The following is a 19,002-nucleotide window of genomic DNA, read 5'->3' on the forward strand; positions in this document are numbered from 1 at the left end:
AACATATTTGCAAGGTTTTAATGCTCAAATATACAAAATCCTGCAAAGAAAAACAAGAAAAATTACAATTAATTTATTGATTGTCAATATGTTGATGGCGTTTTAAGGAGAGACTATATAACCATTAATATCGCCCAGACTATTACTAATAAATACAATCGGAACACCACCAAAAAGTTTGTCATCTTCGAATAACCTTTGAAATAATTCATCTAATTGCTTTATAGAACAGCTGCTTAGTCTGCGTAAGTCTACTAAATAAGTGACATCATCATATAAACATTTTTCATTTTTTTCTGTAAGTGGAGTTATGCCATACGCTATACATTCATCAATCTCTTTATAGTAAAATATGGTTTTATCTTCTATCTCAAAAGAAGAAATGTAATATACCTGTCTGGATGTTTTTCTCAAAACATCATCAATAAAACGGCTCAATTCACGTGAATCATCAAATATTAAATCTATAGGGTGTTCCGCTTTATTAATTTCTCTTATTAGTAAGTCATTAGCATCTAAAACATATTCATAGCCGAATTTTTCAAAATGCTCATTAATTTCTGAAATATTATTATCGTTGTTACGCATAATCTAATTTTTTTTGTTATAATAATGTTAATTAATTTCAAGTTCAGCTATATATTATAAATTACTGAACTTTTTTTGAATTTTTATATGACCAACAGGTCATAATTTTTGACGATTTTTTTTACAATTTAGTGGACTTCCTCTGCAAGCTTTAATTTCCATAATTGTTAAAGATTTAAGGTTAATGATTCCGATTTTTTTACTACTATTTTTGTTTTATTTACCAACTTTAAATATTGCTCGTCCAAAGATTCTTTTACCACTGAATGAACATTATTTTTGCTGTTTTTGTAACTATCGTGAACCTCTTTGAGAGTGTTTTGGTATTTCGCTAAATTCTTTTTGAAATCCTTTCTTATCAAAGAATTTGAATAACACAGCATCTGCGAATACAATTCTTCTCCGTCTTGTCCTGTCGGAATCACCCTAATCAGCTCGTAGATTTCAAGCAATTTTTCTAAGCACAGAATCCAAATTTGCTTTTTCTTTAAATCTTCCACTGAAACATCTGCTTTTTTGAAAAGTCGTCTTGTTTCTTCCAAGGTGTGATTGGCGATTTCATACCTCAATACATTCATTTTCGGGATTCCCATTTGATGTCCTTTTGAGTAACATTTTACCGTGTAATGAGAAAATGGACAGAATTTTGCAAAAACTTTTCCTTTTGGATTATAGAAATCGTAGAAAGGATTCGTGAAATTCTTGACAATAGACTGGTATCTGCAAATAATATCATCATAAGGATTGAGATTTCCTGTAGGAATATTAATTCCATATTCCAATCTTCCGAATAATTTCATTTCTTTTGCTTCTCGGCTGAATCCTTCTTCTAACAAGGAAATCGTTCTTATCAGATTGGGTCTGGTAAAATCATCGGAGTTCCCCAAATCATTTTTTTCAATTTCCCTATTGAAGAATTTATGAGCCGAATTTTTCACATTTACAATCTTGGTTTCAGGATAAAAATTGATTCTTAGATTCTGCCAATCCACCAAGAATTTGTTTCCAAAATTTTGAGGTTCTTTGTAAACATAATTTTCAATCAAATGAGCAAAATCCTGCTTTTGAAAGTTCTCTATCTTAAAGCTAACGGAATCAAACATTTTCTAAATTTTTTAATATTTCGTTAGCTCTTTCGTTTAATTCTGCTGAGGAATAATGTTTCCCACCCGATAAATAACTTAACAGGTCTTCTCGTTTGTAATAGATTTTTTTTCCGTGAGGTTTGTAGTATGGAATAATTTTATGATAATTGAGCTTATACATCCATCCTTTGGTTACACCTAGGAATGCAGCCGCTTCGCTGACATCCAAAAAGTCTTTGAAAATCAGCTTGTTATTACCTTTTAAAACTTGCGAAATGATTTCAGATATCGCAACACTGTTCTTGTCCATATTAAATAATTGGATTTAATTAATACTTGCAGAAAAATTCTGCTCGAAACGATGTGCGATTTTGTAGTGGAAGAATCCACCTTTACGATTTTGAATCCTGATAAATCAGGGTAAGAAAAGTTGCTTGAGAATCTTAAAATATTTTTATTTTGAAGACAGCAACGGAAGGTATTAGTTTGTGGCTAAATAATGTTTTCTGTTTTTTTACTGTTAGTTTTAGTTGTTAATGTTATCTTTTTGTTTGTCCGTTTTTTTTAATTAATTCAACCTCATAATTGTTTTGTTTTATACTTTATTTTAAACATAGTGAAAAATTTTGGCTTTCGGAAATTTACATCTAATTGTTAATAATTATTTAACATTGGAAAACAAAAAAAGAGAAGCCGAAATGCTCCTCTCCTTTTTACTTTACCGATGATATTTTTATATTTAAAGGTATTAGCTTCCAATAATACCTTTAACTGCTACTTCTTTTACTATTTCAGCTGTAAGTTGTGTGAAAAATTTCAAACTGGCTTTTGCTATATATGCTAATGATAATGAGAATTTACTCTTAATTTCTCCTTTTGATAGCTTATTAATATTTTCTTTGATATTTTCAATATGTTTTAATGAGTGTTTTAGATTCTTTTTATCTTCCTGATTTTTATTTGAGGAAATTTCTTCTTTTATAATATTCTCCAGATTCTCCAAATAATCAATAAAATTCATTTGAGCCATTAGAGGATACGGCTTATCATCATCAGGTTCAGGCAAAAATTTCAAAGTATTTTTAAAAATATCTTTCTGATAAGCTTCTATAAGGGGGTCATCTAAAAAAGTGCTTGTATTTTCATATTTATCCAAATAAGACAACCAATTTGTAAAAAGTTGTTTTATATTATCTGCCGTTTGTTCTGCACTGTATTCTTTGAGCTTATTTTCGGTATATGGATAATATGTAACTAAATAAACATTTTTAGATGCGTTATTTACTTGCGCCATCCTTTGTAATTTATAATTGATTTTGAAATAAAATTTGTCTTTAAAATTATTAGAGTCAAAAACAAGTTCATTTTTATCATTCAAAAAATGAGAAATGCTAACCTTATCTTTATTACTTTTTACAATTGGATCAAGTATATCTAATAATTCAAAGGGTATATCTTCTTTAGCCATGTATTTATAAATTATTTCTCAAAAATAGTAATTTTGATATATTTAACCTTAATTAGTAATATGTCATTTTCTGATTAGCTATTAAGAAAAATATTTATATTTGAAATTATTGATTATTAAGACAATTTAGACATATATGCCATGATTTCAAAAATACATTACTTAGTAGGTCCTAATGGTACAGGAAAAACTAGAGCGTTAGATAAACTATGCACCTCAAATAAGGGATATTATATTCCTAAACAAAGACCACAAGGATCTTTTCAATTTTCCGAAGCACAAAGTGAAAGAACACTTAAGGAATATCGTGAAAAAAGTAAAACAGCACCAGAACAAATTGCAATGGCTTTACTCCGAAAAGATTCAATTCTAAGATACAGCGTTTTTCAAATATTATCACGTAAGCTTGGAAGGAATTTTTCAGTTGAGATCGTAGAGAGATCAGAACATTTTAAAATAACATCTGGTTTGGATGATGATAGTTTTGAATCCGTAACAATTCCAAGATACGATTTAAGAGGAGAAAGTGCTGGTCTAAGAGAATTATTAATCCTCTTAACTCTTATCAATTCAGGACTTTCAAATAAATATTTCATTGATGAACCAGAGCTTTCTCTACATCCAGAAGCACAGCGTTTTTTAAAAAATGAGATGATCCGTTTAAGTGATGAGCAGGATATTGAATTTTGGCTTGCTACACATTCGCCGATTCTTTTTTCTCCAGAATCTATTGAAGAATTAGAACAGGCAACATTTTTTTCCGACCCTCAAGAAATTAACGGTAAAAAAGCAGATTTTTCTACTTTATCTGAAGGACAAAAACTGCATTTGGAAAAAAGCTTATTGAGATTAGACTCTGAAAAATGGCTACTTGCACATTCAAAAGCAGTCATATTTTGCGAGGAATTTAGAGACAAGGTTATTTTTAAAAAAGTGTTGGATGCTATTGATCTTGACATTAGCAGACATGATTTTAGTATTGTAGAGACTGGAGGAAAAGATGATTTTTCTACACTTCATTTACTTTGTACTGCAATCAACAAACCTTCATATTATATTGGCGACTTAGATAACCTGATTGAGAGTAAATTACTTGACAAATTTAATAATCATCCTATTGTTGTTAAGGAAATGTCTGCGATTGCAACTGACATTCAACAATATATTTCAAGAAACATAAAAGATAATCTATCTTCTATTATAGATGCATTAATCGCATTGGCTGACGATCAATTTAAAGACCTCGATACAGAGGAAAAAATCTATGTGCATATGGATAGAATTAAGAGAAAAACTGATAATTCAAAAAGCCTAGCACTTGAGTTGGTTTTGAAAGAGTCTGATACAATAAAGAAAATACTTAATCAACCTGCAATTTTAGCCAAAATTGAACTCCTGATATCTTCAAGTAAGAAAGCAATTGAAGTCTTAGCAAAAGCAGGCTTTTTCATTATTGACACTGGCTCCCTTGAAACTCTCTACAAAAACCCATCAGTTAGTCCAGATGATGATAAGGAAAAAATTAAGCTATTTGATGTTGAGTTTCAGTCGATAAAAACTGAAAACATTAGTGATTTATCAAACAGATATAAAAAAGTCATTGAATTTATTAAATCTATTACCAAAGATAAATTTGATAGTAAAAAATATATGAAGAATGAGTTAACCAAAGTTTTATCTAAGATGCAATCTATAATAATTGAAGAAAGATGTATAAATATTGAAGCTCTTACTTCAAATACAAAATATAAGGCTCTTAAAATTGGAGATCTTTTTAATATTACAGAACTAAAATGGCATGGACAAACTTTCTTTATCAAAATTACATCAGCTGATTCATTCCTTCCAAAATTTGAAATAGATTTTTCATCAGATAAGGGAATTACAACCAACGACATTATAACATTCCAATAGACTGTATAATTTTATTTTTGAATGAATTACAAAAACAAAAAAACATCGGGTTTAAATTAGTTTCCCTACTCAATTCCTAAGTCTTTTTATTTGGTTTATATCAAGATAATTTTAACTAAAATTTTCTTACAGATTCATTTCTTATAAATTTTGGTTAAAGAGGAAATTTTTACACCCTAAAAGCAGGCAACTTATTCACAGCTTCTATCTTGGTATTGTTCAATACTTTCGCATATACCGAAGTCGTTTTTAATTCTCTATGTCCCAACATTTTAGATACTGTATAAATATCAACACCATTATTTAAGAGCAAAATGGCATTTGAGTGTCTTCCACAGTGAAAAGTTATGTGTTTAGTAATTCCTGCTCTAATACACCACTGTAAAAGTGCTGTATTCATATATGCAGAATATCTTAATCCCGAAAATACTCGGTCTTCGTCTTCTTTTCTTTCTCCCATTAACTTAACCGCACTATCCGAGATTGGTAAGACTTCCGAATGTTTGGTTTTCTTCTGACTGTAAATAATATGATGAACGCCGTCTACTTCACGAATTTCTTTCCAAGTGAGTTTATTAATATCCGACCAACGTAGTCCTGTGAAACAAGAAAACAAAAAGGCTCTTTTCAAAACATCATATCTGCAATCTGCTTCTATTAATCTTTCAATTTCTTCTTTAGTTAAATATTCCCTATGGGTTTCTACTTCTTTGATAAATTTTACCGTTTCTGCAGGATTGTCTTTTATCAATTTTCTTCTGTATGCTTCGTGAACCGAGTGCTTGAAGATATTGAAATACTGGGAAGCTGAATTTTGATGAAGTTTTTTCAATAAATATGCTTTGAACTCTTCCATTAATCGTTCTGTAATCTCAGTAAACAAAATCTTCTTGTTAAAATTGTTCAATTGCTTATAAACACTGTCCCAAGTTGCAAAATTTACTCCTGTTCTTTTTCTTTCTTCCCACAATTCAAGAAAAAATGTATTGAAACTGAGATACATTTTTGTTGGTTTCTTAATTCCGAAACTTTCATTTTGAAGTTGGTGTAGTCGTTCCACTCTTACCTTTTCTGCAATCGCTAAGGTTTGTTTATTCATTTGTTTGATAGTGGGATTTCCTTTTTCAGGTTCAAGGTAAAGTTTCAGATTTTCCTGCCATTGTTTTCCGTGGGCAAATAAATCTAAATACAAAGCAAATTTTCCTTTTTCTTTGAGCGGTCTTTTTCTGGTGTAAGCTGTCATTTTTTTATTGATTTTAATAAGTTTAATTACCTAAAATTAAAATCATTAAATAATACTTACAACTTTGGAATGATAAACCATATAAAAAGAAACAAAAGGAAAAGAAAAACTTTTTCTAAACTCTCATAAAATAAGAGTTTTTTCATTTTTGTCTTTATTAATGGGCTTTTTAAAGAGGTTATGTTATTTACCGATACAAAACTTAGAAAAAATATTCCCCAAAACCTCATCATTCGTAAATTCACCCGAAATTTCTCCAAGATGTTCCAGAGCATTCCGAAGTTCATACGCCAAAAGTTCGGTCTGGATTCCCTGTGAAATGGCAGATTTCACCCTGTTTACTGAATCCAGGGATTTCTGCAACGCTTCGTAATGACGCTGGTTCGTGATGATCGTATTTTCTTCCGTTTTCAGGTTTTCAACAAAACTGGTAAGTTCATCTTTTAACGCCTGAAGATTCTGGTTCTCCAAAGCCGAAATTTGTAGCAGCTTGAAGTCCGAACTCCGAACTCCGGAATCGAGTTGAGAAACCAATTCTGAAGATTCGAGATGATCAGTGGAATGAAGGGTTTTATCAATCTTCGTCAGACAGATGACAGTTTTTAAATCTGGGCGCATCAGTTCGTTCAGCATTTGGATGTCCCCGGAAATATCGCTGCAATGGGCATCAATCAGATAAACCAAAACCGATGCTTTCTCCACCTTTTCTTTGGCTTTTACCACTCCGATTTTCTCAATCTCATCGGTGGTTTCCCGCAATCCTGCCGTATCGATCAGCCGAAAAGCATTTCCATTGATGTGCAAAACCTCCTCTATCGTATCGCGCGTAGTTCCGGCAATATCAGAAACAATCGCCCGCTCTTCTTTCAGCAAAGCGTTTAGCAAAGTGGATTTCCCGGCGTTGGGTTTCCCGATAATGGCGACATCTACTCCATTCTTGATGGCATTTCCATACTGAAAGCTTTCGATGAGCGAATTCAGTTTATTTTCCAGACGGTTCAGAAGCAAGTTCATGGCGGTCCGGTCCGCAAATTCCACGTCTTCTTCCCCGAAATCAAGTTCCAGCTCCACCAAAGAAGTGAAGTTCAGCAAATCTCCCCGCAAAACGGAAATCTCACTGGAAATCCCGCCTTTCAATTGGTTTAATGCCACTTTTCTAGACGCTTCATTTTCAGAGGCGATCAAATCAGCAATGGATTCCGCCTGACTGAGATCAATTCTTCCGTTCATGAAGGCACGCATGGTAAATTCGCCGGCTTTCGCCATTCTGGCGCCGTTTTTAATCAGGACTTCGAGCAACTTTTTCGCAATATGAGGCGATCCGTGAAAAGAGATTTCCACAGAATCTTCTGCGGTAAAGGTTTTCGGCGCTTTGAAAACGGAAACCATCACTTCATCGATAGAGTCTGCTTCCGGCTTTTGAGGATCTTTATCGAGGATAAAACCGTAATGAACAGTGTGGGACGCCACTTTCGTCAGATCTTTTCCCTGAAAAATTTTGTTGACGATTTCAAAGGATTTTATCCCCGAAATTCTGATAACTCCGATGGCTCCTACTCCGTTTGCCGTTGCCAATGCACAGATGGTGTCCTGATTCATTTTGCAAATTTAGGGAAATTGAAAGAGATTTTTCCTGCCATTTTTCAAACCGTTTTTGTAATTTTGATTTCAACTTTAAAACTTATAATCATGGCTCAACCAAAAACAATCAACCGCTACCATTTCATGGCAGAATGGGGCGGGAACAGAGTGGAATTTCTGGAAATCAGCGGACTGGATATCTCGGTGGATGTACTGGCATTGCGCAACGGCAATTCCCCGGAAAATATGGAACTGAAAATTCCCGGAATCACCAGATTTTCGGAAGTGGTGTTAAAAAGGAATATCATCCAGGGTGACAATCAGTTTTTTGAATGGATCAATACCAACAATTTTGGCACCGTGGAACGAAGGGATGTGGTGATTCATTTGCTGGACCACCAACACCAACCGATCATGATCTGGAAATTGAAGAACGCCTTCCCTGCAAAATATGTAGGACCGGTCCTGATTTCCAACGATAGCAATCTGGCCACCGAAAGCTTGATTTTGGCACATGACGGTTTTAAGATAGAAAAAATAGGAAAATAAAGAAAGCCGGTTCCGCGTGGAACCGGCTTTTTCCGATATTTACTCTTGGTTTAGCTTACAGAGGTTTCACCTGATCCAGGAACCAGGTTTTCACTTCGCCCTCCAAATCGTTTTCCAGTTTTTCTTTACACCATTGATGGTAACGGTTCAACCAGTCTTTTTCCGGCTCGGTCAGTAAAGAAACATCGATCACATTTCGGTCAAAAGGACAAACCGTTAACGTTTCGAATTCATAGAAATTTCCAAAATCGCTTTTCTTCCATTCTTTCACTGCGATCAGGTTTTCATGACGGATTCCGTAATGATAATCCAGATAGAATCCCGGTTCGTTGGATACCACCATTCCCGGAATCAATTCTTGCGGATTCATGTCTTTTCTGATGTTCTGCGGACCTTCATGCACATTCATGAAACTTCCCACACCATGACCGGTTCCGTGATTGTAATCTTTTGCCTCTTTCCACAAAGCCATCCTCGCAAAAGCATCCAGCTGCACCCCACGGGTTCCTTTAGGGAATTTCAGCATAGAAAGCTGGATCAAACCTTTCAGGGCCAAAGTACAGTTGTGTTTAAATTCATCAGACACCGCACCTAAAGCCAGCGTTCTGGTAATATCGGTGGTCCCTTCCAGATATTGTCCGCCAGAATCCACCAGGATCGATGAAGCATTGGTCACTTCCTTGCTTCCTTCACTTTTCGCGGAATAATGCATGATGGCACCATTGTCAAGATACCCGACAATTGAGCCGAAACTCTCGCCCACGAAATTTTTCCCTTCCGCACGGAAATCGCGGAGCTTTTCGCCAATCGAAAACTCGGTCATCGCTTCTTTTCCCGCTTGATGAGTCAGCCAGTAAAGGAATTTCACCATGGCTACTCCGTCACGCTGCATCACAGTTCTGAAGCCTTCGAGTTCGGTTTCGTTTTTAATGGCTTTCATCAGATTTCCCGGAACAGGTGCTTTGATAAAGGTATTATCATTCTTTAAATGCTCAAAAATCGATTGGTTACTGTTGGGCGAAATGAGGATTTTTTCGTCTTTCATGCGGTCCAGTGCCGGGAAAAACTCCTCATAAGGACGCATTTTCACAAAAGAATTATCCATCTGTTTTCTCGCATCATGATCCAGTTTTTCCAGATCAACAAACAGGCCTGCGTTATTTTTCGTCAGAATAATATAGCCGAGGAAAACCGGATTGGCCTGCACATCGCTTCCGCGCAGGTTCAAAGTCCATGCAACATCATCCAAACTGGAAATGATATGGGCAGTTGCACCGAGCTCCTCCATTTTATTTCGGATATCTGAAAGTTTGTCGGTCACCGATCTTCCCGCTCTTTCGATGGGGTGTACGAAAACCGGATTCTTTTTGGCATTCGGGTTTCGGTCTGTCCAAATCTCTTTTAGCAATGGCAAATCAACCAGCTTTCTATTTTTTGAGTTCAGTTGCTTAGTAAGCAATTCCCAATTCGCATTGGAAGTAGCCAAAGCATTCACGGCTACCGTTCCGTTTTCCGGAATTTCGGAGATGATCCAGTCGATATAGTTTGGGGTTTCTTCCTCGCCTTCTTTCATTAAAGTGATCCCGGAATTTTCAAGTTCTATGGCGGCTTGCACGAAATATCTGCCGTCCGTCCATAAACCGGCTTTATTTTGAGTAATCACCACAAATCCTGCAGAACCGGTGAATCCTGAAATCCAGGCTCTTTCCTGCCATTCTTGCGGCAGATACTCGCTCATGTGAGGATCTGCGGAATAGGCGATGAAGGCGTCGATTTTATTTTCGGACATTTTTTGGCGAAGCGCCGATATTTTTTCAGAAGTCGTCATATTTTTTGAATTTTTGCTGGGTGAAATTACGAAAAAAACGAGGGTTGGCAATGGTATTTTCCAATTTTAAAGGAAATTAACGGTTCCTGGATTTAAGCATAATAACAGTGAATATTGAAGCATTCCGAGGGTTCAGAACCTGTATATGAATGGTCTCGAAAAGCAAAAAAAATATGCTGAAAACAAATTCAGCATATCCTGAGGATGGAAAAATGTTCCAACTATTTTTTTCCTGCAGCTTCCAAAGCAGCTTCTTTTGCTTTGAATTCCTGGAATTTCGCATCATTTTTTGTGGACATATATAGTCCTTTCAACAGAATCACCGCATCGAGGTTGTTGGTGTCAGTCTGGTACCACTTTTCTGCATAAGGCAATGCTTCGGCAAACCTTTTCTTTCTTGCCTCCATGATTTTATTGGCGGCATCAATCTTTCCGGATTTTCTGGCCGCATTGTAATCATCGATCGCCTTGCTGTCATCTCCCATGATGAGGAAGGTGATGTTTTGAAGCGCATTGGAATAATTGGGATTAAGCTCGATCGCTTTCAGGAATGAAGCTTTTGCAGCTTCATATTGTGCAGGATCACTTTTCAGCATAATTCCCAGATTGTACCAGCTGTCAACGTCTTTCGGGTTGGCTGCAACCTGAGCTTTAAGAATCTCAATAAATTCCGCTGATTTCCCCGAACTGAAATAGGCCAATCCTTTGATATTGATCAGTTTCTCATCATTAGGGAACTTTTTCAGTCCCATATCCGCATATTTTATCACTTCATCATACCTTTTTTCTGTATAAAGTTCATCGGTAAGATTCTGGTAGATCTGCTTTTCTACACTTGGTGATGTTTCCATCTTGAAGTCTTTATATTCCGATGCATCGCCCAGTTTCTTCTGGAAATCAAAAATGGTCTTGTTCATTTTCTCCTGTTCCCCGGACTTTTTGTTGGTGGCCAAATAGTTGGTTTGAACTCCGGTATAGCCCATCGCGATCAACTCTTCAAAAATTTTGATGGATTCCACATTGTTTTTCCCATTGGTATAAGCGGTTACCGCATTTAGCAGGATTGAACCGTCGTCACTTCCGGCAGCTTTCAAAAGGTAATAGGTTTCCTTAAATTTACTCCCCGATAAATCATAATTCTTTTGGTTAAAGGCATCGATCGCAGCTTTGTTGGCTTTGTCGGCTAAAGGAAAAATATTCTTTTCCACGCTCTGCAAAAGAGTCGGACTGTAAGTTTCCTCTTTCAGACCCTGGATTCCGGAAGCGTCTGCAGCAGCTTTTCCCACGAAATAAACTCTGTTTTTGGAAGCATCTTTCCCGGAGTAGATTTTGTTTTTGGCAAAATCATTGATTTTTGCTAAATAGATTGCTCCTTCAGCAACTTTTCCCGTTTTCAGCAAGCCAAGTCCTTTTGCATAATAATACTGCTCCTGAAGAGCCGGCTCCAGCAAATAAACATTCCCATTCATTGCAGACTCAGCTGCGGAAATCTGCGCATTTGCTGTGGCGGTATCTCCCCCGTCAATGGCCTTCACCGCGTTGGAGATCTCTTTTTTCTGTGCCATTGCGAAAGTGATGGAAACCACTGCAATGCTTAAAAATATTTTCTTCATTTTTAATGATAAGATAAGATTGTTTTACATTTTATTCTTCGGAACCGTCAGCAGAATTTTCCGGATCTTCTTCGTTTTCAATTGCTTCCGGTTGCTCCATATTTTTCAGGTCACCTAAATCAGCCATATTGCCCGCTGTCTGGTCGGCGTTCATGGAATCAGCTGTCTCTTCCAATTCATCTTCTACCACTTCTTTATCCATTTCCACTTTTGCGATGGCGGCAATTTCATCTCCTTTTTTAAGGTTGATTACTCGTACACCCTGTGTATTTCTTCCCATCACCCGCATTTCATCCATATTCATCCGGATGGCAACACCCGATTTGTTGATGATCATTAATCCATCTTCATCTGTAACGGCCTGAATCGCAATCAGATTTCCTGTTTTTTCGGTGATGTTTAAAGTAATTACTCCTTTTCCTCCACGGTTAGTCACACGGTAATCCTCCACTGCAGTACGCTTTCCGTAACCCTTTTCAGAAACCACCAAAACGGTTTCATTCTGCACGTCATTCACAACAATCATACCAATAACTTCATCTCCATGATCCAAGGAAATCCCACGAACACCGATGGAGCTTCTGCCTACTGCTCTTGCCTTTTCTTCAGGGAAACGGATACATTTTCCGTTTTTGGTGGCAATCATGATTTCGGAATTTCCGCTGGTCAGTCTTGCGCCCAAAAGTTGGTCATTATCACGGATTTCAATCGCATTGACCCCATTCGTTCTTGGTCTGGAATAAGCTTCCAGCGAAGTTTTCTTGATGGTTCCGTTTTTGGTGATCATCACCACGTTCATTTGATTCACATATTCGGAATCTTTCAGATCGTTGGTCCGGATATATGCTTTGATTTTATCGTCTGGCTCTATGTTGATCAAGTTTTGAACCGCTCTTCCTTTCGCCGTTTTGGAGCCTTCCGGAATTTCGAAAACCCGCAACCAGAAACATTTTCCTTTTTCCGTAAAAAATAACATGTACTGGTGATTGGTCGCCGTCACAATGTACTCCAGAAAATCTTCGTCTCTTGTGGTCGCAGCACGGTTTCCTACTCCACCTCTGCTCTGAACTTTATACTCGGAAAGCGAAGTCCTTTTAATATAACCGGCATGGGAAATGGTCAGTACCACTTTTTCATCCGGAATCAAATCTTCGATGGACAATTCACCGCCGGAATAGTCGATCTCAGTTCTTCTTTCATCACCGTATTTTTCCTTCATTTCCAAAAGTTCGGTCTTGATGATTTCGTAACGTCTCGGCAGGTTGGTCAAAATATCTTCCAAATCCTTGATCAGGTTCATGATTTCTTCGTATTCAGCACGGATTTTGTCCAGCTCCATTCCCGTCAAACGGGCGAGCCTCAAATCCAAAATCGCCTGTGCCTGAATTTCCGAAAGATCGAATTCCTTCATCAATCCCTCCTTCGCTTCGTGCGGATTTGCACTGTGGCGGATGATTGCAATTGCTTTGTCCAGGTCATCCTGGGTTCCAATCACCTTCATGAAACCTTCGAGGATATGTGCTCTTTCTTTGGCTTTCTTAAGTTCGAATTCGGTTCTTCTAACGATCACCTCATGACGGTGGTCCACGAAATGATGAATAATATCCTTTAAATTCAACTGTACAGGTCTTCCTTTTACCAGCGCAATATTGTTTACGCTGAAAGAAGTCTGAAGTGCAGTATATTTGTAAAGCATGTTGAGCACCACATTCGGAATCGCGTCGTTTTTCAGTTCATACACGATTCTCATTCCTTGCCTGTCAGATTCATCACGGATTTCGTAGATTCCAGGAATCTTTTCTTCTTTCACCAGTTCCGCAGTTCTGGCAATCATATCGGCTTTATTCACCTGGTAAGGAACCTCAGTGACGATGATGGCATTTCTGTTTCCAACTTCCTCAAAATTCACTTTTGCACGCAAAACGATTCTACCTCTTCCCGTGTGGAAAGCATCGCGAACTCCGTCATAGCCGTAAATAATTGCACCTGTGGGGAAATCCGGAGCGATGATGTGTTTCATCAGCTCATCGATGGTAATGTCGTTATTGTCGATATAGGCCACAATCGCATCGATACTTTCAGAAAGGTTGTGAGGCGCCATATTGGTCGCCATTCCCACCGCAATACCGGAAGTTCCATTCACCAAAAGATTTGGGATTTTCGTGGGAAGGACGGTTGGTTCCGTTAATGAATCGTCGAAGTTATTTTGGAAATCAACCGTTTCTTTATCCAGGTCCGCAAGAATCTCATCAGAGATCTTTTTCAATCTTGCTTCGGTATAACGCATCGCTGCAGGTGGGTCACCGTCCATGGAACCGAAGTTACCCTGCCCGTCAACCTGTGGATAGCGCAAACTCCACGGCTGCGCCATTCTCACCATCGCATCATAAACTGACGTATCGCCGTGTGGATGGTATTTACCGAGCACGTCTCCGACAATCCTCGCTGATTTTAAATATTTTCTGTTTGAAAAAACGCCGAGTCCGTACATACCGTAAAGGACTCTTCTGTGAACGGGCTTCAAGCCGTCTCTTACATCGGGTAACGCTCTGGAAACGATTACCGACATGGAATAATCGATGTAAGAGGATTTCATTTCATCAACAATGTTGATAGGAATTAACCTTTCTCCTTCTTTTTGCATAATCTATTTTAATGATTTGAAAACCAATCCGTTAATCAACATCTTTGATTTTCCTGAATTTCGATTTTTATAACGTGCTAAAATACAAAAAAATTCCCGATTTTTGCGCAAGAACTTACTAACAAACATCATAAATAAAGTTAAAAAAAATGAGCATTTTGAGCATCACTTTCCACAGCACAGAAAATATTAAAAACGACTGGGAAAATTACCTGGAAAACGAACTCCACCAGATGGTTGAAAACCTCTTCGATGTGGAAAAATACATTCTTTCGGAAGTGAAAAGCGAAATGCTCAGTGAAGGCAAAAACACGAATCTTTTGCTGGTTTTTGACAATGGCGAAAAGCGGCAGGACTTTCTGGAAATCGAACTGAAAAATATCGAAGAAAGAATCGCCGGGAAATTCGCGGACGAGGTCATGGTTTTTGTGACTTTTTTAGATCCGAAGACAAGTAGATTTTAGAATTTGACCTTTAAATAAAATTCGTGCATGAGTGGTTAAAATAAGGCCCACCAATGCACGAATGTGTTTTTTCGGAAAAATTTTCTCAGCTCCTTCTGCTCATTAAAATCCTCAAGATATACCAAAACAAAAGCATCACCGACGCGAACAGCTGCAATGAAGCTCCTACGTACTGGTTCGTGGAATAGGTGTTTTTCAGTTTGCTGGTTTCATACAGAATACTTGCAGACGCCAAAATGACCATGCCGACTGAAAACCACAATCCCAGATTCCACCCGAAAATGGCACCGGCAACAATCAGCCCGATTGCGATAAAACCACCCATCACAATAAAAGTCCTTAAAAATGAAAAATCCTTTTTTGAAGTAAATGCAACTCCCGATAAGCCCGCAAACATAGCGACAGTTAACATCGCAGCCTGAAAAATAACATGACCTCCCGCTTGAGCAACCGCAATGTAAATCAACGGCAGAAAGATAACAGCCTCCATCAAAACATAAAAGCCAAGACCCATATATTGCGTGGATTTACTTTGCGAAAGCGACCATTTATTCGCCAACATGGCAGCAAGCCAGAAAATCCCAATAACGAGCAGCCACGAATATTTTTGACCAACCATCATGAAAATAAATTCCTGCGGAACAATGGAAATCAAAATAGATTCCACCGCGATGAAAGCCAAAACAGCCATCGCCACGTGGGTATAAGTCTTTTTGTAAAATTGCGCCCTTTCCATTTCTGAGGAATGGGCAACGAGTGTGTTTTGATACATAGTTTTAAAATTTTAGGTAAATGTAGAGAAATTTTGTTTCCGATAAGAAAAATACAGCACCCAAAATATCCAAAAACGGTCGGGGTCTTAAACCACCTCCAAAAACCGCATCGTATCGACATGATCGGCATAGGTAGCCAAACCGGGATTCTGAGCTTCACCAAAAGGGATGGAATCCAGCGCCAAAACAGGATTTGCTACAATCGTCTGGATATTTTCTTCATTGGCCTTTATGAAATCTTTCACTTCATCCAAACTTGAATATCTTGAAAAATTAATCACAGATAGCGGGGAAAACAATTGTTCATCTTCTTTCAACATGACGAAATTATTGTCCCAAAATTTTTCCTGATTCAATAAATAAATCGCACGATTGTACTCGTAATTATTGGCATAACCGTTGTGATTGATGATTTCCTTAAAATTCAAGAAATTCTCAAATAATCTGTCGATTTTAAAATCTCCAGGGACAAAAATTCTGGTTACATTTCTGCACCCTAAACCGAAATACCGAAAAATATCTTCCGCCAAAAGCTGCAGTTCCTCAACGGTCTCATCGCCTTTCAAAACCGCGATCGAAGTCCTGTTTTTCCGGATGATGCTCAAATGGTCTTTAAAATAATATTCCAGATACCTCGCAGTATTATTACTTCCGGTGGCGATCACCGCGTCAAAATGCTCCAGCCTTTCTGCCAGCTCATATTTCACATTTCCTTCAGAGAACGCATTCCATTTCTGCAACAGGAAAGGGATCATCCGTTTATCTTTTGAAGAAAGTTTGATCACGGGAATATTTCCACTCAGCACCACCGAGATGACATCGTGGAATCCCACCATGGGAATGTTTCCTGCCAAAATCAATCCCACTTTCTTTGGAATTTTAGCAATTTGATAATTGGAGAGCCAATTTTTTATATTCTCTTCAAAAATAAGTTCTGACCATTGCTTCAAGGCAATTTTTTGATTTTCAATCGTAAACCACGAGTTTTCAATTTCAGATTTCTTCAATATTATATGGAATTCTTCATCGATTTCATCATAGTTCTCGGGAACTTTTTCTAAGAACCCTTTGATCAAATCACTTAGCTTGCAAAGTCCTGAAATTTGTTTTTCTATTGTCATTTTTGGAGAAAATTGTCGGATTTTTCTTAATTTTGTGCAAATTTATAAATAATATATTAGCAATGGCTATTAGAATAACCGATGAATGTATCAACTGCGGAGCTTGTGAACCAGAATGTCCGAACAACGCAATTTATGAAGGAGCAGTAGATTGGCGCGCTTCAGACGGAACCGCACTGAAAGGCAAAGTAGTAATGAAATCCGGTCTTACCATAGACGCAGACGAACCCCAGGAACCAGTATCTGATGATATTTACTTTATTGTAACCGATAAATGCACCGAATGCAAAGGATTCCACGAGGAACCTCAGTGTGCTGCGGTTTGTCCGGTAGACTGCTGCATTCCTGATGAAGACCATGTGGAAACTGACGAAGAATTACTGGGGAAAAAAGCTTTCCTTCACGGCGAATAATTTTCCGCTCACTACTGTGGGCGATTTTTTTTAAAGGGAGATTTTTGAAGAAAATGAAAATGAAAACGTCCCTGATTAATCATATCCTTAGATTTTCTGGAAAAATTAAAAGTTGACCGCTAATTCACAAAAAATATAAAAATGAGTAAAAAACACAATTTCAGCGCAGGACCCTGCATTTTGCCGCAGGAAGTTTTCGAAAAATCAGCGCAGGCGATTTTAGATTTCAACGGAATTGGGCTGTCTATTCTTGAGATTTCACACCGAAGCAAGGACTTTGTACCGGTGATGGAAGAAGCAAGAGCCATCGTAAAACGCTTGCTGAAATTGGGTGACGATTACGAGGTGATTTATTTGGGAGGTGGAGCAAGCCTTCAGTTCCTGATGGTGCCTTTTAACCTCATGAAAGCAGAGAATGGAACAGCTGCCTATTTGGATACCGGAACCTGGGCAGCCAACGCCATTGAGGAGGCAAAATATTTAGGTCAGGTAGATGTGGTGGCTTCTTCCAAAGATGAAAACTATTCCTTTATTCCAAAAAATTACACGGTTGGCGAAGGGTACGATTATTTTCACTGTACCTCCAACAACACGATCTATGGAACCCAAATGAAAACTTTCCCGGATGTTCCCACTTCTTTGGTTTGCGATATGAGTTCGGATATTTTTTCCAGGGTTCTGGATTTTTCAAAATTCGATTTGATTTATGCGGGAGCACAGAAAAACATGGGTCCGGCAGGAGTGACCATGGTTTGCGTGAAAAAAGATATCCTGGGCAAAACGGGCCGGAACATTCCCTCTTATCTGGATTATTCACTGCACATTAAGAAAGAATCCATGTTCAATACGCCACCTGTATTTCCGGTTTACGCTACACTTCTAACGCTCCAAAATTTGGAAAATAACGGTGGAATAGAAGCAGCAGAAATTAGAAACGGGGCGAAAGCCAAACTTTTATATGGTGAAATCGATAGGAATCCAATGTTTGAGACTTTCTGCAAAGAAGAAGACCGTTCTGTAATGAATGTTTCTTTCAAACTGACCGATGAATCCAGAAAAGAAGAATTTGACAATGCCTGGAAAGCAGCCGGCATCAATGGTTTGAACGGACACAGAAGTCTTGGAGGTTACAGGGCAAGTTTATATAATGCACTGCCCATCGAGAGCGTGCAGGTTTTGGTTGACGTAATGAAATCAATAATTTAGCAGTGCAGCAATTTAACAATGTGGCAATTTATAAGAAACACAATTTTAAAAATGTTTATTAATCAAAAAATTTAGGCCATGAACAAAGAAAATGCAGTTTTAGTCAAATCACTGGATTTTGCCCTGAATATTTTTGAATTCTGCGAACTTTTGGAAGAGAATAAAAAGTTCGTGATTGGAAATAAATTGTTAAAATCTGGAACGAGTTTAGGAGCCGGTATTAACACGGCACAAAATCCAATCAGCAATAACCATTTTATCTATAAAAATGAAAATTGCAGCTAAAGAACAAGATATGGGCTGTATCTGTGTGAACACGCGAAAAGTTATCCGTTTGATGGTGCACTTCAAGCGAAAGTCGATGAAATATGCCTCATTTTAGATAAAAACTTAAACACAAACATCAAAAATACAAAGCAAAATAAATAAACTGCACCCGTTTATTTTTGTGCAATCGAATCAACCGGTAGATCATCTCGGTAAAATTTGAAGATTATTCAATGATTAGCCTG

The 19,002-nt window shown here is 37.5% G+C and carries 17 protein-coding genes; 6 read left to right on the plus strand and 11 right to left on the minus strand.

From position 1 onward, the window contains the following. Positions 1-102: 102 nt before the first annotated feature. From L0951_RS12305 to L0951_RS12320, 4 genes are all read right to left on the minus strand, one after another. The gene (locus tag L0951_RS12305) at positions 103-588 is read right to left on the minus strand and encodes a hypothetical protein (protein ID WP_234111556.1); all 486 of its coding nucleotides are present in this window, start codon (positions 586-588) and stop codon (positions 103-105) included. Between the two features lie 167 nt (positions 589-755). Beyond that, positions 756-1,691, minus strand: coding sequence for a hypothetical protein (locus L0951_RS12310; protein WP_234111557.1), 936 nt, complete (start codon positions 1,689-1,691; stop codon positions 756-758). Further along, on the minus strand, positions 1,684-1,983 hold the full coding sequence (locus tag L0951_RS12315; RefSeq protein ID WP_234111558.1) for a helix-turn-helix domain-containing protein: 300 nt from the start codon (positions 1,981-1,983) through the stop codon (positions 1,684-1,686). Before L0951_RS12315 ends, L0951_RS12310 begins: the two co-directional genes overlap by 8 nt. A 438-nt stretch (positions 1,984-2,421) precedes the next feature. Continuing rightward, positions 2,422-3,141, minus strand: coding sequence for a hypothetical protein (locus L0951_RS12320; protein ID WP_234111559.1), 720 nt, complete (start codon positions 3,139-3,141; stop codon positions 2,422-2,424). Positions 3,142-3,282: 141 nt separating this feature from the next. Between L0951_RS12320 and L0951_RS12325 the strand changes: the two genes are divergently transcribed. Beyond that, positions 3,283-5,055, plus strand: coding sequence for a TOPRIM nucleotidyl transferase/hydrolase domain-containing protein (locus L0951_RS12325; protein ID WP_234111560.1), 1,773 nt, complete (start codon positions 3,283-3,285; stop codon positions 5,053-5,055). A 169-nt stretch (positions 5,056-5,224) separates the two neighbouring features. Here the strand turns inward: L0951_RS12325 and L0951_RS12330 are convergent, their stop codons facing one another. Together L0951_RS12330 and mnmE are read right to left on the minus strand one after the other, a co-directional pair. Beyond that, a complete protein-coding gene (locus L0951_RS12330) occupies positions 5,225-6,298 on the minus strand; it encodes a site-specific integrase (RefSeq protein WP_234111561.1) in 1,074 nt (357 codons plus the stop codon). Positions 6,299-6,481: 183 nt separating this feature from the next. Continuing rightward, positions 6,482-7,897: a tRNA uridine-5-carboxymethylaminomethyl(34) synthesis GTPase MnmE gene (gene mnmE / locus L0951_RS12335; protein ID WP_234111562.1), complete on the minus strand. Its 1,416-nt coding sequence runs from the start codon at positions 7,895-7,897 to the stop codon at positions 6,482-6,484. 90 nt (positions 7,898-7,987) lie between these two features. On the opposite strand from mnmE, the gene L0951_RS12340 reads away from it, so the two are divergent. Further along, positions 7,988-8,428, plus strand: coding sequence for a phage tail protein (locus L0951_RS12340; RefSeq protein ID WP_234111563.1), 441 nt, complete (start codon positions 7,988-7,990; stop codon positions 8,426-8,428). 55 nt (positions 8,429-8,483) lie between these two features. Here L0951_RS12340 and L0951_RS12345 read toward each other — a convergent pair whose 3' ends face one another. The 3 genes from L0951_RS12345 to gyrA form a co-directional block, all read right to left on the minus strand. Then, the gene (locus L0951_RS12345; RefSeq protein WP_234111564.1) at positions 8,484-10,256 is read right to left on the minus strand and encodes an aminopeptidase P family protein; all 1,773 of its coding nucleotides are present in this window, start codon (positions 10,254-10,256) and stop codon (positions 8,484-8,486) included. Positions 10,257-10,477: 221 nt separating this feature from the next. Further along, on the minus strand, positions 10,478-11,869 hold the full coding sequence (locus L0951_RS12350; RefSeq protein ID WP_234111565.1) for a tetratricopeptide repeat protein: 1,392 nt from the start codon (positions 11,867-11,869) through the stop codon (positions 10,478-10,480). 31 nt (positions 11,870-11,900) lie between these two features. Continuing rightward, entirely contained in the window at positions 11,901-14,513 is a 2,613-nt protein-coding gene (gene gyrA / locus L0951_RS12355) for a DNA gyrase subunit A (protein ID WP_234111566.1), read from the minus strand. Positions 14,514-14,662: 149 nt separating this feature from the next. Between gyrA and L0951_RS12360 the strand changes: the two genes are divergently transcribed. Continuing rightward, entirely contained in the window at positions 14,663-14,977 is a 315-nt protein-coding gene (locus tag L0951_RS12360; RefSeq protein WP_234111567.1) for a DUF4286 family protein, read from the plus strand. Between the two features lie 85 nt (positions 14,978-15,062). On the opposite strand, the gene L0951_RS12365 is transcribed toward L0951_RS12360, so the two are convergent. After that, the gene (locus L0951_RS12365; protein WP_234111568.1) at positions 15,063-15,749 is read right to left on the minus strand and encodes a Bax inhibitor-1 family protein; all 687 of its coding nucleotides are present in this window, start codon (positions 15,747-15,749) and stop codon (positions 15,063-15,065) included. A gap of 87 nt (positions 15,750-15,836) precedes the next feature. Further along, positions 15,837-16,871 (minus strand): acyl-CoA reductase, encoded by a 1,035-nt coding sequence (locus L0951_RS12370; RefSeq protein ID WP_234111569.1) that lies wholly within the window; start codon positions 16,869-16,871, stop codon positions 15,837-15,839. A gap of 62 nt (positions 16,872-16,933) precedes the next feature. On the opposite strand from L0951_RS12370, the gene L0951_RS12375 reads away from it, so the two are divergent. The 3 genes from L0951_RS12375 to L0951_RS12385 all read left to right on the plus strand — a co-directional run bounded on the left by L0951_RS12375 (position 16,934) and on the right by L0951_RS12385 (position 18,775). Beyond that, entirely contained in the window at positions 16,934-17,284 is a 351-nt protein-coding gene (locus L0951_RS12375) for a 4Fe-4S dicluster domain-containing protein (protein WP_234111570.1), read from the plus strand. 141 nt (positions 17,285-17,425) lie between these two features. Next, a complete protein-coding gene (serC, locus tag L0951_RS12380; protein WP_234111571.1) occupies positions 17,426-18,490 on the plus strand; it encodes a 3-phosphoserine/phosphohydroxythreonine transaminase in 1,065 nt (354 codons plus the stop codon). Between the two features lie 78 nt (positions 18,491-18,568). After that, positions 18,569-18,775: a four helix bundle protein gene (locus L0951_RS12385; protein ID WP_234111572.1), complete on the plus strand. Its 207-nt coding sequence runs from the start codon at positions 18,569-18,571 to the stop codon at positions 18,773-18,775. Positions 18,776-19,002 lie beyond the last annotated feature (227 nt).

Origin of the sequence: Chryseobacterium sp. R2A-55 (assembly GCF_021401085.1) — a bacterium.
In the GTDB taxonomy this organism is placed as follows: domain Bacteria; phylum Bacteroidota; class Bacteroidia; order Flavobacteriales; family Weeksellaceae; genus Kaistella.

Coding starts and splice junctions, on each gene's coding strand:
- L0951_RS12305 (WP_234111556.1), bottom strand. CDS start 588: ATGCGTAACAACGATAATAATATTTCAGAAATTAATGAGCATTTTGAA.
- L0951_RS12310 (WP_234111557.1), bottom strand. CDS start 1,691: ATGTTTGATTCCGTTAGCTTTAAGATAGAGAACTTTCAAAAGCAGGAT.
- L0951_RS12315 (WP_234111558.1), bottom strand. CDS start 1,983: ATGGACAAGAACAGTGTTGCGATATCTGAAATCATTTCGCAAGTTTTA.
- L0951_RS12320 (WP_234111559.1), bottom strand. CDS start 3,141: ATGGCTAAAGAAGATATACCCTTTGAATTATTAGATATACTTGATCCA.
- L0951_RS12325 (WP_234111560.1), top strand. CDS start 3,283: ATGATTTCAAAAATACATTACTTAGTAGGTCCTAATGGTACAGGAAAA.
- L0951_RS12330 (WP_234111561.1), bottom strand. CDS start 6,298: ATGACAGCTTACACCAGAAAAAGACCGCTCAAAGAAAAAGGAAAATTT.
- mnmE (WP_234111562.1), bottom strand. CDS start 7,897: ATGAATCAGGACACCATCTGTGCATTGGCAACGGCAAACGGAGTAGGA.
- L0951_RS12340 (WP_234111563.1), top strand. CDS start 7,988: ATGGCTCAACCAAAAACAATCAACCGCTACCATTTCATGGCAGAATGG.
- L0951_RS12345 (WP_234111564.1), bottom strand. CDS start 10,256: ATGACGACTTCTGAAAAAATATCGGCGCTTCGCCAAAAAATGTCCGAA.
- L0951_RS12350 (WP_234111565.1), bottom strand. CDS start 11,869: ATGAAGAAAATATTTTTAAGCATTGCAGTGGTTTCCATCACTTTCGCA.
- gyrA (WP_234111566.1), bottom strand. CDS start 14,513: ATGCAAAAAGAAGGAGAAAGGTTAATTCCTATCAACATTGTTGATGAA.
- L0951_RS12360 (WP_234111567.1), top strand. CDS start 14,663: ATGAGCATTTTGAGCATCACTTTCCACAGCACAGAAAATATTAAAAAC.
- L0951_RS12365 (WP_234111568.1), bottom strand. CDS start 15,749: ATGTATCAAAACACACTCGTTGCCCATTCCTCAGAAATGGAAAGGGCG.
- L0951_RS12370 (WP_234111569.1), bottom strand. CDS start 16,871: ATGACAATAGAAAAACAAATTTCAGGACTTTGCAAGCTAAGTGATTTG.
- L0951_RS12375 (WP_234111570.1), top strand. CDS start 16,934: ATGGCTATTAGAATAACCGATGAATGTATCAACTGCGGAGCTTGTGAA.
- serC (WP_234111571.1), top strand. CDS start 17,426: ATGAGTAAAAAACACAATTTCAGCGCAGGACCCTGCATTTTGCCGCAG.
- L0951_RS12385 (WP_234111572.1), top strand. CDS start 18,569: ATGAACAAAGAAAATGCAGTTTTAGTCAAATCACTGGATTTTGCCCTG.